This window comes from Shinella pollutisoli (assembly GCF_024609765.1).
Classification (GTDB): domain Bacteria; phylum Pseudomonadota; class Alphaproteobacteria; order Rhizobiales; family Rhizobiaceae; genus Shinella; species Shinella pollutisoli.
Genome location: NZ_JANFDG010000042.1, coordinates 1 through 13,796 on the forward strand (window position 1 = coordinate 1; position 13,796 = coordinate 13,796).

General features: G+C 61.8%; 15 protein-coding genes and 4 pseudogenes. 5 read left to right on the forward strand and 14 right to left on the reverse strand.

The window, feature by feature from the left end:
- The first annotated feature begins 210 nt into the window (after positions 1–210).
- Both NNZ72_RS23680 and NNZ72_RS23685 read left to right on the forward strand, forming a co-directional pair.
- Entirely contained in the window at positions 211–465 is a 255-nt protein-coding gene (locus NNZ72_RS23680; RefSeq protein ID WP_234190415.1) for a FitA-like ribbon-helix-helix domain-containing protein, read from the forward strand.
- Positions 462–881 (forward strand): type II toxin-antitoxin system VapC family toxin, encoded by a 420-nt coding sequence (locus NNZ72_RS23685; protein WP_234190413.1) that lies wholly within the window; start codon positions 462–464, stop codon positions 879–881. Before NNZ72_RS23680 ends, NNZ72_RS23685 begins: the two co-directional genes overlap by 4 nt.
- A gap of 48 nt (positions 882–929) precedes the next feature.
- On the opposite strand, the pseudogene NNZ72_RS23690 reads toward NNZ72_RS23685, so the two are convergent.
- Positions 930–1,447: pseudogene (locus tag NNZ72_RS23690) on the reverse strand (DUF6428 family protein).
- A 43-nt stretch (positions 1,448–1,490) separates the two neighbouring features.
- On the opposite strand from NNZ72_RS23690, the gene NNZ72_RS23695 reads away from it, so the two are divergent.
- Complete coding sequence (locus NNZ72_RS23695; protein WP_257318159.1) at positions 1,491–1,859, forward strand: ArsR/SmtB family transcription factor; 369 nt, start codon at positions 1,491–1,493, stop codon at positions 1,857–1,859.
- The gene (gene arsK / locus NNZ72_RS23700; RefSeq protein WP_257318160.1) at positions 1,807–3,069 is read left to right on the forward strand and encodes an arsenite efflux MFS transporter ArsK; all 1,263 of its coding nucleotides are present in this window, start codon (positions 1,807–1,809) and stop codon (positions 3,067–3,069) included. The genes NNZ72_RS23695 and arsK overlap by 53 nt, the downstream gene beginning before the upstream one ends.
- Here the strand turns inward: arsK and arsH are convergent.
- The 8 genes and pseudogenes from arsH to NNZ72_RS23740 form a co-directional block, all read right to left on the reverse strand.
- Positions 3,061–3,789: an arsenical resistance protein ArsH gene (arsH, locus tag NNZ72_RS23705; protein WP_257318174.1), complete on the reverse strand. Its 729-nt coding sequence runs from the start codon at positions 3,787–3,789 to the stop codon at positions 3,061–3,063. The genes arsK and arsH overlap by 9 nt on opposite strands.
- Positions 3,764–4,186 carry an arsenate reductase (glutaredoxin) gene (arsC, locus tag NNZ72_RS23710; protein WP_257318161.1) on the reverse strand — a complete coding sequence of 141 codons (423 nt, stop codon included), beginning with the start codon at positions 4,184–4,186 and terminating at the stop codon, positions 3,764–3,766. The genes arsH and arsC overlap by 26 nt, the downstream gene beginning before the upstream one ends.
- Positions 4,187–4,188: 2 nt before the next feature.
- Positions 4,189–5,247 carry an ACR3 family arsenite efflux transporter gene (gene arsB / locus NNZ72_RS23715; RefSeq protein WP_257318162.1) on the reverse strand — a complete coding sequence of 353 codons (1,059 nt, stop codon included), beginning with the start codon at positions 5,245–5,247 and terminating at the stop codon, positions 4,189–4,191.
- Positions 5,247–5,774 carry an arsenate reductase ArsC gene (locus tag NNZ72_RS23720; protein ID WP_257318163.1) on the reverse strand — a complete coding sequence of 176 codons (528 nt, stop codon included), beginning with the start codon at positions 5,772–5,774 and terminating at the stop codon, positions 5,247–5,249. Before NNZ72_RS23720 ends, arsB begins: the two co-directional genes overlap by 1 nt.
- A 15-nt stretch (positions 5,775–5,789) precedes the next feature.
- A complete protein-coding gene (arsN2, locus tag NNZ72_RS23725) occupies positions 5,790–6,230 on the reverse strand; it encodes an arsenic resistance N-acetyltransferase ArsN2 (protein WP_257318164.1) in 441 nt (146 codons plus the stop codon).
- Positions 6,227–6,580: an ArsR/SmtB family transcription factor gene (locus tag NNZ72_RS23730; RefSeq protein WP_160862600.1), complete on the reverse strand. Its 354-nt coding sequence runs from the start codon at positions 6,578–6,580 to the stop codon at positions 6,227–6,229. The genes arsN2 and NNZ72_RS23730 overlap by 4 nt, the downstream gene beginning before the upstream one ends.
- A gap of 511 nt (positions 6,581–7,091) precedes the next feature.
- Positions 7,092–7,627 (reverse strand): annotated as a pseudogene (locus NNZ72_RS23735) (IS5 family transposase); the annotation flags it as partial.
- Between the two features lie 242 nt (positions 7,628–7,869).
- Positions 7,870–9,166: pseudogene (locus NNZ72_RS23740) on the reverse strand (IS110 family RNA-guided transposase).
- A 142-nt stretch (positions 9,167–9,308) separates the two neighbouring features.
- On the opposite strand from NNZ72_RS23740, the pseudogene NNZ72_RS23745 reads away from it, so the two are divergent.
- Positions 9,309–9,584: pseudogene (locus tag NNZ72_RS23745) on the forward strand (integrase core domain-containing protein); the annotation flags it as partial.
- A gap of 229 nt (positions 9,585–9,813) precedes the next feature.
- Here the strand turns inward: NNZ72_RS23745 and NNZ72_RS23750 are convergent.
- Genes NNZ72_RS23750 through NNZ72_RS23770 form a run of 5 tightly spaced genes read right to left on the reverse strand, consistent with a single transcriptional unit; the run spans position 9,814 to position 13,757 of the window.
- Positions 9,814–10,191 carry a hypothetical protein gene (locus NNZ72_RS23750; protein ID WP_130520676.1) on the reverse strand — a complete coding sequence of 126 codons (378 nt, stop codon included), beginning with the start codon at positions 10,189–10,191 and terminating at the stop codon, positions 9,814–9,816.
- 14 nt (positions 10,192–10,205) lie between these two features.
- The gene (locus tag NNZ72_RS23755) at positions 10,206–10,898 is read right to left on the reverse strand and encodes an ABC transporter ATP-binding protein (RefSeq protein WP_130520674.1); all 693 of its coding nucleotides are present in this window, start codon (positions 10,896–10,898) and stop codon (positions 10,206–10,208) included.
- Position 10,899: 1 nt separating this feature from the next.
- Positions 10,900–12,033, reverse strand: a complete 1,134-nt coding sequence (locus tag NNZ72_RS23760; RefSeq protein WP_130520672.1) for an ABC transporter permease — start codon at positions 12,031–12,033, stop codon at positions 10,900–10,902.
- On the reverse strand, positions 12,030–13,175 hold the full coding sequence (locus NNZ72_RS23765; RefSeq protein ID WP_234189695.1) for an efflux RND transporter periplasmic adaptor subunit: 1,146 nt from the start codon (positions 13,173–13,175) through the stop codon (positions 12,030–12,032). Before NNZ72_RS23765 ends, NNZ72_RS23760 begins: the two co-directional genes overlap by 4 nt.
- Positions 13,176–13,178: 3 nt before the next feature.
- Positions 13,179–13,757, reverse strand: coding sequence for a TetR/AcrR family transcriptional regulator (locus tag NNZ72_RS23770; RefSeq protein ID WP_130520671.1), 579 nt, complete (start codon positions 13,755–13,757; stop codon positions 13,179–13,181).
- Positions 13,758–13,796 lie beyond the last annotated feature (39 nt).

The window sequence follows — 13,796 nt, forward strand, 5'->3', positions numbered from 1 at the left end:
CTCGGCATTCCTCGCCCTGGCAGCCGCAAAGATATGGCTGCCATACTTTGTCAACAGGACCTAATACGGAGTCACCCGCACAATCTGCATTCGTGTTCCCGCAGCGGTGTTTCTCAACAATCAGGGTGCTCCGTTATTGAGCCTCTTGAAGTTTTGCTGCGTTTTTCATATTTTGATGTCACAGCCATCATTTCTGTAGAGTTGATATCAATGCCGGCAGTCACCGTTCGAAACCTTTCTGACGAAACGCATCGTGCTCTGAGGGTGCGAGCGGCTCACCATGGCCGGAGCACCGAAGCCGAGATTCGTGACATTATTGAAGCCGCTGTTCGTCCTCCTGAACGGGTGAAGCTCGGTTCGTTGCTGACGGCTATTGGTCGCGACGCCGAGCTTTCCGACAGCGACATTGAAGCCCTGCAGAAAAGTCGCGACAAAACACCTGTTGAACCAATGACCTTCGAATGATCTTGCTGGACACCAATCTAATATCCGAACCTTGGAAGCCAGTTCCCGATCAGGCCGTAGTCGCCTGGTTGGACGATCAAGCTATCGAAACGCTGTTCCTCTCGGCAATAACGATTGCCGAACTTCGCTTTGGGATCGCTGCGATGCCCTCGGGGAAACGGCAAGCTATCCTTCGCGATCGCCTTGAGGATGAAGTGCTGCCCCACTTTTCCGATCGCATCCTGTCCTTCGATCTGGCTGCATCTCAGTTTTTTTCCGAACTGATGGCACGCGCTCGAATAGCTGGGAAAGCGATCGGTACGGCCGACGGTTACATTTCGGCCATTGCGGCAGCAAACGGCCTCGCGATCGCAACTCGCGACACACGCCCTTTCGAGGCTGCCGGACTAAAGGTGATCAATCCCTGGTCGAGATAGCTACAGTTGTGTAGGTTTCGTGAGTTCATATCCCTTCAAGAGCGCTTTTCAGGCGCAACACTTAGAACTGGTCGGTGCAGGCCGCAGCAAGAATTTGTTGCAGCAGCCTTCTCGACTAACCACCGGTCACGGGGTTTGCAGCTTGCCGGTCTTGCGGCCAACGTCACCTCGATTTTGTCCCCGGCCATGCGCGGCGACGATGCGCAGTAGAGGGCCATCGGTCGATTTCCGTCACTAACTTCAAAGGTCAGCTTGGCCGCTGGATCGAGCCGAACGTGATCAGAAACCTTGCGTATGATGGCGGAGAACTTGCCCGCCGGCATATGGCTCCGGCCGTCCTCGTTGATATCCCAGAGCTGGATGAACATCTCCGACCAAGCTTCCGGGTTGGCGCCACAGTCGAGTGCCGAGAACGCGCCCGCCTTGACCTCGGTGACGTGGCAGCCCGCCTTCACTGGCTGCCCTTCGTAGAGAAACACCAGCGGCGCTTCCGGCGCGGCCGCCAGCCCATCGAGAAGCTGGCCAAGCGTGATATCGGAGGAAACGGCCTTGTCGATTGCGGTCATGTGCGCTACTCCCATTGTTCAATGATTCAAGGATTATTGAACAATGGACGAGCGTCAAGCCCTCACGTCATTCGCAGCCCTGTCGCAGGAAACCCGCCTCGCCATCGTCCGAACGCTCGTCGTCGCCGGACCGGGCGGGCTGGCTGCCGGCCTCATCGCCGAGCGAATGGGCGTCTCGCCGTCGAATGTGTCTTTCCATCTGAAGGAACTAGAACGCTCGGGCCTGATCGCGCAACGACGAGAATCCCGCTCCATCGTCTATAGCGCCAGCTACGATGCGCTGGCCGACCTCGTGAAATTCCTCATGGAGGACTGCTGCGCCGGTCATCCGATGATCCGCGAGGGTATGCAGCGGCCCGATGGTTGCTGCAAGGCGGCTGCTGCCCGGAGCGAGGGCGACATCGTTGCGTGATCGGAACGTTCCTGTCGGCGTCGTCGCCGCGCTCGGCCTGACCCAGATCATTGGCTACGGCACCCTCTACTATAGCTTCAGCATTCTGGCCCCCGGCATGGCGGCGGATCTCGGCATCACGGTCGCGCAGGTGTTTGCCATCTTCTCCGCGTCACTGTTCGTCGGCGGTCTTTCGGCCCCCTATATCGGTCGGCAGATGGATGGCGTCGGCGCATCGACCGTCATGGCGATTGGCTCAGTGCTGTCCGCGGTGACGTTGATCCTCTGCGCTTGGTCGCCATCGGTGGTGATCTTTGCTCTGGCCATCGTCGTGTTGGAGATATCGTCCGGCATGGTCCAGTACCAAGCCGCTTTCGCGGCACTGGTCGAGGCCGATCCCCGGTCAGCGTCACGCAGCATCACCTATCTCACCCTGATCGCAGGGTTTGCCTCAACGATCTTCTGGCCGATTGCCACGGCGCTGCTTGGCTATCTCTCATGGCGGGAAATCTATCTCGTTTATGCCGGGCTCAATCTTGTTGTCTGCATGCCGTTCCACGTCTGGATCATGCGGAAGGGAAAGGTGGCTGCGGCCGGCGGACTAAGGCCGATGCGCGAGCCTGTCGTCGGGGCTGTTCCGCGCGAGCGTCGGCGCAGTGCGGTGATCATCGTGTCGGCTGCATTCGCGCTGCTGAGCTTCACCCTTGGCGCGATGCTGGCGCATATGGTGCCGATGCTAGGCACACTCGGCTTCGGAAGTGCCGCCGTCGTCATCGGCTCGCTGTTCGGTCCGGCGCAGGTTCTCAGCCGCCTGATCAACATGATCTTCGGAACGCGCCTCGCACCACCGGGCCTCGCGGTTCTCTCCGCGGTCTTCATGGTGCTGAGCGTCGTCATTATGGCACTGTCCGGCAACTGGCTCCCCGGCGCGGTCGCCTTCTCTATTTGCCTCGGCCTTGGATCGGGCATCAACAGCATCGCACAGGGCAGCTTGCCGCTCTACCTGTTCGGTTCGGATGGATATGGTGCGCTCACCGGCAAGATGGCGGCCGCGAGACTGGCTGCCGGCGCTGCTGCCCCCTTTTCCTTTGCGGCGACGATGGAGCAATTCGGCATAGGCGCATCACTCGTGCTAAGCGCGGCCCTCGGCTCAATCGGTATCGTGGCGTTTGTCGCGGTGGCGATGACGACAAAGCGGAACCTCGTCGTTAGCACAAGCCTGTCAAATTGAGCGCAGCGACACGCGCTTCTCAAGCTCGGCCGCCTGTTCTTTCCGCTCGCTGTAGCGCTCGGTGAGATAGGCGGAAGCATCGCGCGTAAGGATGGTGAACTTCACCAGCTCTTCGCACACGTCCACCACCCGGTCGTAGTAGGACGAGGGCTTCATCCGGCCATCGGCGTCGAACTCCTGATAGGCTTTGGCGACCGAGGATTGGTTCGGGATGGTGATCATCCGCATCCAGCGGCCGAGAATGCGCATCTGGTTCACGGCATTGAAGGACTGGCTACCACCTGAGACCTCCATGACGGCGAGCGTTTTGCCCTGCGTCGGCCGGACCGATCCGACCGAGAGTGGAATCCAGTCGATCTGGGACTTCATGATGCCGGTCATCGCGCCATGGCGTTCCGGGCTCACCCAGACCTGCCCTTCCGACCATTGCGATAGATCGCGCAATTCTTGCACCTTCGGGTGGCTCACCGGCGCTTCGTCAGGCAGCGGCAGACCCCTTGGATCAAACATGCGAACCTCACATCCGAGCCGTTCGAGCAGCCGGTGGGCCTCGAATGCGAGCAGGCGGCTATAGGACACCTCACGCAACGAACCGTAGAGGATCAGGATGCGCGGCATGTGCGTCGAGAATGCCGGACGCAGGGCGTCGAGATCGGTCGAGTGCAGGTGATCGCCCTGCAATGCGGGAAATGTGTCAGGCAATGCGCTTTCCTTCCTGATCGAGAACCTGTTCACCGTCCTCCTTGAAGAACGGCCCCTTGAAAGTGTCGGGCAGGATGTCGAGCACCGCTTCGGACGGGCGGGCGAGCCGGGTGCCGAGCGGTGTCACGACGAAGGGGCGATTGATGAGGATCGGCGTTGCGATCATCGCGTCGAGCAACTGCTCGTCAGTCAGGTCTGGGTTGTCCAGACCGAGTTCGGCATAGGGTGTACCTTTCTCCCGAATGGCTTCCCGAACGCTCAAGCCAGCGTCCGCGATCATCGTCGCAAGCTGCGCGCGCGTCGGCGGGTGCTGCAAATATTCGATGACAACAGGTTCGATGCCGGCAGCGCGGATCAGCGCCAGCGTGTTGCGGGACGTCCCGCAGGCGGGGTGGTGATAGATGATCGCATCCATGGTCAGTGCCTTTCGGTGGCGGTGGTTCTGGAAACAGCGGGGGCGGCCTCGTACCAGCCCTTCGAACGGTTCACGATCCAGACGACCGAGAGCATGACCGGAACCTCGATGAGAACGCCGACGACGGTGGCGAGCGCGGCGCCGGACTGGAAGCCGAACAGGCTGATGGCGGCGGCAACCGCAAGCTCGAAGAAATTGCTGGCACCGATCAGGGCTGATGGCCCGGCAACGCAATGTCGCTCGCCGGCCATGCGATTCAGGAGGTAGGCGAGGCCGGAGTTCAGATAGACCTGGATCAGGATCGGGACGGCCAGCAAACCGATGACGGTGGGCTGGGCGATAATCTGCTCACCCTGAAAGGCGAAGAGCAGAACCAGCGTCGCGAGCAGCGCCAACAACGAGACCGGTTGCAGCTTTGCAAGCGCGCCGTCCAATGCCCGCGTCGTTCCGTCAGCCGTGAGGCGGCGGCGGATGACCTGTGCGATCATGACGGGCACGACGATATAGAGGGCGACGGAGAGAACGAGCGTATCCCACGGTACGGTGATGGCGGAGAGGCCGAGCAGCAGGCCGACGATCGGCGCGAAGGCGACAACCATGATGGCGTCGTTCAATGCGACCTGGGACAACGTGAACAGCGGTTCGCCGCGTGTCAGGTTGCTCCAGACGAACACCATGGCCGTGCAGGGAGCAGCGGCAAGGATGATCAGTCCGGCGATATAGGAGTCGATCTGATCGGCAGGCAGGTAGGGGCGGAACAGCCAGCCGATGAACAGCCAGCCGAGCAGCGCCATGGAGAACGGCTTGACGGCCCAGTTGATGATCAGGGTGACGCCGATACCGCGCCAGTAGGTGCCGACCTGCGCCAGAGACCGGAAATCGATCTTGAGCAGCATCGGAATGATCATCAGCCAGATCAGGATCGCGACGGGAATGTTCACATTGGCGACCTCGGCCGCGCCGATGATCTGAAAGAGACCGGGCATGAGATGGCCGAGGGCGACACCGGCGATGATGCACAGGAACACCCAGATGGTCAGATAACGCTCGAACGTGGACATCAGGCGGACTTTCCTTGCGGCGACGTCGAACCTTCCATCGCACCGATCTGGCGAAGCTTCGTCTCAAGCGCCATGTGATCGATGGATACCAGCGGCAGACTGACGAACGCTGCAATCCGGTTCTTGAGGAAACGCGCGGCCTCAGCGAAGGCGCGCTGAATCTCGACGCCGGAGCCCGTGACGGCGGCAGGGTCCTCGACACCCCAATGGGCGGTCATCGGATGGCCGATCCAGACCGGACAGGCTTCGCCGGCCGCGCTGTCACAGACGGTGAAGATAAAATCCATCTGCGGCGCGCCGGGCTCTGCGAACACGTCCCAGCTCTTCGATGAGAAGCCCGTCGATGGATAGCCTAACGCTTCCAGTTCTTTCAGGGCATGCGGATTGACTTCGCCCTTCGGTTGGCTGCCGGCGGAGAAGGCTTTAAATCGTCCGCCACCTTCCTTGTTGAGAATGGCTTCGGCAAGAATAGAACGAGCGGAATTGCCCGTGCAGAGGAACAGCACGTTATAGGTCCTATCGGTCATGGTCGTGGTCCGTGGTTAGGTCGGCGGCCGGGTAAGCTTCATGATCGTCGCCGATGATGGGCAGATGGAGGAAAGCTGGCGGGTCGCCAGCACGGCTGCGGGAACGCTGTCCCGTTGGACTTCAGAAAATCCGATGCGCGTGAAGAACGGCGCTGCACTCGTCGTGGCAAGGAAGACGTCGCCGGCTTGATCGAGACCCGCCACCGCCCGCTCGACCAAAACGCTGCCCAGTCCTTGCCCCCGATGATCGGGAAGCACGACAACCGAACGGAGGAGAAAGTCATCACCGCAGTGCTCGACACCGAGGAAACCGATAGCCCGGCCATCCGATGACCGCGCCCTGAAGAAGGTGCGACCATGATCCTCGATGTCATCAGTTGGCAGATGCGCTTCCGTCAAGGCTGCCTTGAGGCCAGCGTCGTTGCCCTCAATCTGCTCCAACCTGATCGCGCTCATGACAGCTTCGCCTCCGGGGCACAGCACGGCGTCAACTCGGCGATGAGCGGAGCGCAAAGCTCCGTCGATCCGCCGCAGCAGTCCTTCAGGAGGAAAAGGGTCAGCTCACGCAGGCCGTTGAGGTCCGCCCGGTAGATGATCGACCGGCTCTGCCGCTCGCTCGTCACCAAGCCTGCCCGCGAAAGCGTTGCGAGATGCGCCGACATGGTGTTCTGCGGCACGTCGATGAGACGGGCGAGCTCGCCAGCCGGGATGCCATCGGGCTCATGCCGGACCAGAAGCCGGAAGGTCTCAAGTCGTGTGGTCTGAGCCAAGGCGCCGAGCGCCGCGATCGCTGTGATATTATCCATATATCCAGATTATCGGATATGTTGAGATTGTCAAGCAAGTGTGGTTTTTGCGCCCCTGGTACGATGTTTGAAGGAGATGAACGGATACAGCACGATAGACCGGACCACGCAAAGCAGTGCGCCCGTCAGGGCGACCTATGTCATCGACCGGGACGGCGCCGTGCGCGCGGTCGTCTGATATCCGCTGAATGCTGGGCGCTCGGTCGAGGAGCTTCTGCGTCTTGTCGCGGCTCTTCAAACGGCCGGGCGCGAGGAGGCCTCGACGCCGGAAGGGTGGCGACCGGGCAATGCCTTTCTAGAACAAGTATCTCTAGCCAACGAGGACGATGGCGCTCTGCATGAGGGCGAGGCCGGATATTATCGGGAGAAACGGGCATGAGCCGAGAGGCGGGCGTTTCGCTGGAGATGATGATCGCCAGGGCGACTGAAGCGGTAGATTTCCTGCGCCAGTTCAGCAACGCAATCGTCTCACGCTGCTTTGCCAGATCGGGTTCGTGTCGTGGAGGCTGTCACGCAGCGCATCGCTGGCGTAGGCTCGATCAGCCAGCAGCGTCTGGCCCGCACCGACCGATCCGTACATGTCGGCCGCCGAGCGCCCGTCATGCGCCTGGCCTTCGGTCAGTTTCAGCCGGATCGGACGGCCGAGCGCATCGACCAGCACATGTATCTTGGTGGTCAGCCCACCGCGCGAACGACCCATGCAACGGGATCGCCCCCCTTTTTCGGGCCATTCGCCCCATGCTGGTGAACCCGGATCGAAGAACTGTCGATCATCTGGATGTCGCCGTCGTAAGCCTTTGAGACTGCGTGCAGAATGCGCGCCCAATGACCAGCACGCCGCCAGCGGTTGAAGCGGTTAACGCAGGTCGTGTAGGGGCCGTAACGTGCTGGAATGTCAGCCCAGGGCGCCCCTGTCCGCAGCCGCCAGAAGATGCCGTTCAACACCCGCCGGTCATCCACCCGTTTCACGCCGCGCACCTTCGACGGCAACAAAGGCTGGATAACGTCCCATTCAAAATCCGTCAGATCAAAGCGCGCCATGACCACATCCTCTCAAGGGGTGAAGTGAATCACAGCACACTCAAGGACGGAAGTGATTTATGGGTATGTGACCTAGCCCCTTACGTTCAGGCACGGGCGGTTCACTCGTCAAGTTGCATGGTCGAACCAGGCGGCTTCCACTTGTAAGGGAAAAGGTTTCGTCCATAGCAAACACAGGGTACGCACGATGGCGGCCCTCACCGTCCTCAACACGAGCTTCTGATCCAGGTGGAAGACCCGAACATTATCTACAGGGTCATCGTTTGCGATGCCCTCACGGCCCTAACTGACAGAGGTCCTTCCACCCGGTACCCGCCCTTCAACGAAGGGCCGGTAGTCTGAACCGCTTTTGACGACGGCGTGCACGACGCGGGCCATCTTGGCGGTGATCGCGGTTATCACCTTGCGGCGCAGGTCTGGATTGTCGCGATCTCTTGCGATGTAGCGTTCAAACTTGTGCCGAAAGCCATTCTCACGCTGACGGATGGCGACTTGCCCGGCGATCCACAGGGTGCGGCGCAACCGAGCATTGCCGAATTTGGAAAGGCGGGTCTGGCCGCGATATTGGCCTGACTGCTGGGTCGAGAGATCCAGCCCGCAGAATTTGAGAAACTGACGGTGATGGTGAAAGCGCCGGAGATCTCCCGCCTCGGCAATGATCGTCAACGCGTTGATCGGCCCGATGCCGGGGATCTGGCGCAGGAGCTGGTAATCCTGACTGCACCGCAGCAGTTCGTCGGCCTGTTCCTCGATCTCATTGCGTTGCCGGATCAGGCTGCGCGCTTCGGCAATGACCATCCGGAACATACGAATGGCAGGGGCCTCGAGCGGTAGCGGCAGTCCGATCGATGTGCGCGCCGTCTCGTAAATATCCATCAAAATCTGTGTCTTGCTGACTTTGCGACCGACGACGTTCCATGCAGCTTTAACGAACTCCTCCTTCGTCAACGCCACAATACTTGCCGGCGCCGGAAAGGCATCGAGGAAAGCGAAGAACCAATCGCTGCGGCTGTTTCCCCGGAAGCGATCGATCTCGGGAAAATACAGCGGCAGGTAATGCGTCAGGATGCGATGCTGGATCTCGGTCTTGGCCCTGGCGATCGCCTCATGCGTCTTCGACAGTTCCTGCACGTCGTTGATGCCGGCGCGCAGTGGATCATGGTAGACTTGCGTCGCCTGGATCTTCAGCATGTGCAGCATCACCTGCGCATCCTTGGGATCGTTCTTGTCCCAGCTGTTGTGCAAGGCCTCGCGGGTTCGGGCGAGCGCCAGCGACGACACCAGCCGCACCTCGAAGCCTGCTTCGGCCAGGCGCCACGCGATGGGCCGGTGATAATTGCCCGTCGCCTCAAAGCCGCAGACCACCGGTCGGCCATACGTCTGCAGAACTTCGATCAGTCGATCATGCTCCGCACGACTGTTGAGGACCTGCAGCCGGCGGCGACGTTTGTGGCCTGGGTCTTCGATCAGAACTTCGTTGCGAATCTTGGCAATGTCGATGGCTACCAACACCGCATCGGCGGGTATAATATTTGCGCTGGTCATGGTCGGTCTCTCCGAATGGGTTGTGAACACTCACATTCTAGAGAAACCTTGACTGGCCATGGCCGCCTCGAACGGTGCGCGCCTGCAGCGAAAAGCTGCGCGCACCGCTGTCTCAACTGCCTCCGCTCGTTCCTTCCGTAGGTGCTATGGCCATGAATTCCAGGCGAAGTTCCACTGGCACGTCGAGGACCAGGGCATCCGCCATGCATACATCAAGCGCGGCACGCCGCAACTGAACGGCAAGGTTGAACGTTCGCACCGATCGGATCAACAGGAATTCTACCAGCTCCTCAGCTACAAAGGCGACGTCGATCTGGAGGCCAAACTCGACGAATGGGAGCGCTTCTACAACTTTGCCAGGCCTCACGGCGCGTTCAATGGAAAAACGCTGTATGAAGCGCTCCGAGAAAAGCTATAATTACATAACGAGATGTCCCAAAAGAACCCGCAGATTACATTTTGCGTAAGATCAAATATACCGGATTGATGATTATGGGTTCTGAAGAATTTTTGGCCGCATACCTTGAGCATTTGCATGAGCTGGTCGGCGCCAAATTCAGTTAATATCCAATCCAACAACTTCGCGATATCGCGACACGGGACAAAGCGAATGCCTGTCGACTCGCCAGCGCAGTCGTCGCGAGCCACTATCGTGGCCATCGGATCTTTACCGCAACTGTCGAAATAGCAACCCAGATGCCGAGCCGCAGGACCATCGCGGCCATCGTGCGGCTCTCGTAGGCCCCGCCGCGCCAGACGTGCCAAAGGAAGAAAGCAAGGACCATGGCCGTTGCCGTCGCGATACCGATGGACAGGGCAGGCGCCCAGGCCGTGCCGCGCCAAAGTCCGATCCCTGCCAGCAGATAGGCGAAGCCGGTCATGAAGTTGAACCACAACACGACGGGAACCACCGCTCCCATGTCGGCCCCGCCGAAGAGCGCGCGGCCGCCCGAAATGACGGTAGCCAGGCCAAACACGACCGCCACGCCAGCGATGATGGATTGCGAGAGAGGTCTTGCGGTCATGGTGTCCTCAGATATCAGGCGTCGGCCAGCCTGCCGTCACGCAGGTGGATCAGGCGATCGAAGCGGTCGAATATCTTCTCGTCGTGGGTGACGGTGACGATGCAGGCTTCCTGCTCGACGGCAAGCTTGCGCAACAGGTCCATCACCAGTCCGGCGCGCTTGCCGTCGAGCGCGGCGGTCGGTTCGTCGGCCAGGATGATGCGGGGACGGTTGGCCAGCGCCCGCGCAATGGCCACCCGCTGCGCCTCGCCACCTGACAGGAGCGCCGGCTTGGCCGCGGCGCGGCGACCGACTTCAAGATAATCGAGCAGTTCGCGTACTCGCGCCCGACCCTTCTCAACCGACCAGCCGGCGAGGTCGAGGACCACGGCAACGTTTTCTTCGGCGGTCAGGAAGGGCAGAAGGTTGTGCGTCTGGAAGATGAAGCCGATCTTGTCCAGCCTGAGCCGCCGCAGGTCGCGCCGCAGCCATTGCCCCTCAAACACCGTCTCGCCGTCCAGCGTCACCTTGCCCGCCGATGGCGCCAGGATGCAGCCGATGACGTTGAGCAGTGTGGTCTTGCCCGAGCCGGAGGGGCCAAGAAGCGCGATCACCTCTCCGGCCCGGACCTGAAGGTCGACGTCGCGCAGTGCATCGACACGGGTTTCGCCCTCGCCGAAATGCTTGGCCACACCTTTCACGTCGATGAGGATTTCGCCGTCCGCCATGTCAGCTCCCCAGAGCCGTAGCGGGATCGACCTTCATCGCCGCCCGTACGCCAAGGCCCGAGGCGGCGATGCAGACGGCGAAGATGATCCCGGCCAGCACCATCACGTTGAACGGCTCCAGCACCACCCGGCGCGGGAAATAGTCCTTTACCGTCAGGATCAGCACGAGTCCGATCCCCCAGCCTGAAGCACCGAGGATCAGCGCCTGCTGCACGATCAGCCCGATGATGGTGCGGTCGGGCGCGCCGATCAGCTTCAGCGTGGCGATCTGCTTCAGCTTCTCCATCGTCATCGTGTAGATGATGAGCGCGATCACTACCGCCGAAACACTGAGCAGGATACCGAGAAACAGGCCGATTTGCCGCCGCGCCAGATCGACCACCGAGGAGACCAGAATGTCCTCCTGCTCGGCTTGCGTCAGCGCCGCCAGATGTTTCCATTGCCGCACGGTCGCTGTCAGCAATTCGACATCCGCGCCCGGCGCTACCCGTGCGATCACGGCCGCGACCGAAGCGGACTTGACCGAAACGGCGCCCCGCGCCGCCTGAACGCGCTGGGCTGCGGGGTCAAGCTCGGTTTGCAATGCCATCGCGTCGGACAGCGTGATATAGACCGCTGGATCGCCGCCCGCGTTCATTGCTCCTTCGACCAGCCCGACCACGGTGAAACGGTTGCGCCCGAGACGGATCGTCTCACCGGTCAGAAGACCGGTCTTGCGGTCTGCCACCAGTTCGAAATGGCTTGTGCCGATGCCGCGCCCTTCGGCGATGCGCTGCGGCCCGCCGGGATGTCCCGGCTCATAGCCGATGACGTAGAGCCGGAGCGAAGCGCCGGCATGGGCAGCCTCGATGTTCTGGAAATTGATCGCGCCGGCTTCGGCCACGCCGGGCATCCGCGCCACGGCGTCGCGCGTGGTCAGCGGGATGTTCGAGGCTTCGGCAAACGGCCCCTGGGTGCCGCTCTCGACCACCCAGACATCTGCCGCCGGCGCCTTCACGACCGCCAGCGCATCGGCGACAAGGCCGTTATAGATGCCGATCATCGACAGCACGACCGTCATCAAGAGCCCCAGCCCGAAACAGGTGAGGACGAAGCGGAACAGTCCGTGGCGTATATCCTTGAGAGCAAGGTTCATGGCGTGGTCCTGGTCCGCGCCCGCCGCCCCTCGGTCGCGCCTTGCGGCATCCGGGCGACGATGGCGGCATCGTCCGGCAGACTGCCCGTGACTTCGACCCGACCACGATCGTCGCGCGCGCCGAAGGTCAGTTCGACCTGCTCCAATCGTCCGTCCCGTACCAGCCAGACCCGCCCGCGATGGCCGTCGAAACCGGTGATCGCCACCTCGGGCACCATCAGCGCACTGTCGCGGTTACCGGTGGTGATGCGCACCTCTGCCTGCTCGCCGAGATACATCGGCTGGGGGCAGTCCGTGCAGGTCAGCCAGATCCGGCGTTCCTCATTCACCCGGTCGCTTTCAAGCCCGATGCGGGCGATGGTGCCATGGAATTCAGCCTGGGGCTGCGAGCGCAGCCGGATCGTGCCGGGCTGGCCAAGCGCAAGCTGGCCGGCGCGCTCCTCATCGACATAGGCCTGGATCCAGACCGTTTCGGGAGCGATCAGGGTGAAGATCGGGTCGCCGGCCCGTACCACCGTTCCCGCTTCGGCATTGCGCGTGACGATCACCGCGTCATAGGGTGCGCTCAGCCGATGACGGGCGAGAAGGACCTTCTCCTGTTGCAGGGCTGCCGCCGCATCCGCGCCCTGAGAACGGATCACCGCCACATCCGCCTGGGCGACCGCAAGATCGGCACGGGCCACGTCCTCGTCGCGCTGCGCTTCCTCGGCGCGCTGGATCGAGGACACATCGCGCTGTGCCAATCCCTGCTGACGCTGATTTGCCGCCTGGCGCTGCGCCAGTACGCTGCGGGCACGCGCCACCGTGGCCTCGGCGCGGGCGAGGGCGGCGACATTGGCCTCGACCGCAGCGCGGGCGCGGGCGGTGCGCGCCTCCTGCTCGGCTGGATCGAGGGTCGCCAGTTCCTGCCCTCTGACTACCCGGTCCCCGACGTCGGCGGCCAGCCCGGTCAGGGCAGCTCCAACCTCGAACCCGACCCGGCTGAGGATCCGCGCCTCGACCGAGCCAAGGCCATAGATGCGCAGGGCCACATCCTGCTCTGGTTGCACCACGCTGACCGTGAGCGGTCGCTCGGTGAGGAACAGCACACCCGCGCCCAGCACCAGACCCGCCGCCGCACCTAACATCCACCGACGCCGCATGGCCTAATCCTCCTTCCCGGTCAAAAGCCGAAGTTGTATTTCAAGGACCCGCTTGCCTTCCCCGATCAGGGAAAAGTTGCGCGCGCCGAGCGACCAGCGGATTGCCATGCCCTGCACCAGCGACGTCAGCAGAACGGCGGCATCCTCTGGGGCGACTTCGCGGCGCAGGGAACCGGCTGTTTGACCGCGCGCCAGTTCGGTCACGATCAGCCCCTGAAACTTCATCAGCAGACCTCGAAAGGCCGCGCGCAAATCCTCATTGCCGACATTCAGCTCGCGCGAGAACAGCAGCATCGGCAGCGCCGGTGTGGAAACAATCTGCCCCAGTTGCGCGCCCACCAGCGCCGTGACCCGGTCGATGGGGCCATCAGTCCCAGTCATGGCCCGTTGCCAGGCTATTGCCAGTTCCCCGGCCACATGATCCGCCACGGCAAGCCACATCTCGGCCTTGGTGGGGAAATGCCGGAACAGGGCCGCCTGACTGACGCCCACGGCCGCTGCGGCAGCACCTGTCGTCACCCGATCCGGCCCGATCCGATCGGCCAGGTCGAGGACGGCCGCGACGATTTCGGCCTTGCGCAATTCCGCGGATTTTCGCATAAAGTACCTAGTAAGTGAGCA

Bases quoted from the DNA above. Each gene is read 5' to 3' on its own strand.
- arsB (WP_257318162.1), bottom strand. From the start codon at position 5,247: ATGTCCACGTTCGAGCGTTATCTGACCATCTGGGTGTTCCTGTGCATC.
- NNZ72_RS23760 (WP_130520672.1), bottom strand. From the start codon at position 12,033: ATGAACCTTGCTCTCAAGGATATACGCCACGGACTGTTCCGCTTCGTC.
- NNZ72_RS23680 (WP_234190415.1), top strand. From the start codon at position 211: ATGCCGGCAGTCACCGTTCGAAACCTTTCTGACGAAACGCATCGTGCT.
- arsC (WP_257318161.1), bottom strand. From the start codon at position 4,186: ATGGATGCGATCATCTATCACCACCCCGCCTGCGGGACGTCCCGCAAC.
- NNZ72_RS23750 (WP_130520676.1), bottom strand. From the start codon at position 10,191: ATGACCGCAAGACCTCTCTCGCAATCCATCATCGCTGGCGTGGCGGTC.
- arsN2 (WP_257318164.1), bottom strand. From the start codon at position 6,230: ATGAGCGCGATCAGGTTGGAGCAGATTGAGGGCAACGACGCTGGCCTC.
- NNZ72_RS23695 (WP_257318159.1), top strand. From the start codon at position 1,491: ATGGACGAGCGTCAAGCCCTCACGTCATTCGCAGCCCTGTCGCAGGAA.
- arsK (WP_257318160.1), top strand. From the start codon at position 1,807: ATGGTTGCTGCAAGGCGGCTGCTGCCCGGAGCGAGGGCGACATCGTTG.
- NNZ72_RS23755 (WP_130520674.1), bottom strand. From the start codon at position 10,898: ATGGCGGACGGCGAAATCCTCATCGACGTGAAAGGTGTGGCCAAGCAT.
- NNZ72_RS23685 (WP_234190413.1), top strand. From the start codon at position 462: ATGATCTTGCTGGACACCAATCTAATATCCGAACCTTGGAAGCCAGTT.
- NNZ72_RS23720 (WP_257318163.1), bottom strand. From the start codon at position 5,774: ATGACCGATAGGACCTATAACGTGCTGTTCCTCTGCACGGGCAATTCC.
- NNZ72_RS23765 (WP_234189695.1), bottom strand. From the start codon at position 13,175: ATGCGGCGTCGGTGGATGTTAGGTGCGGCGGCGGGTCTGGTGCTGGGC.
- NNZ72_RS23730 (WP_160862600.1), bottom strand. From the start codon at position 6,580: ATGGATAATATCACAGCGATCGCGGCGCTCGGCGCCTTGGCTCAGACC.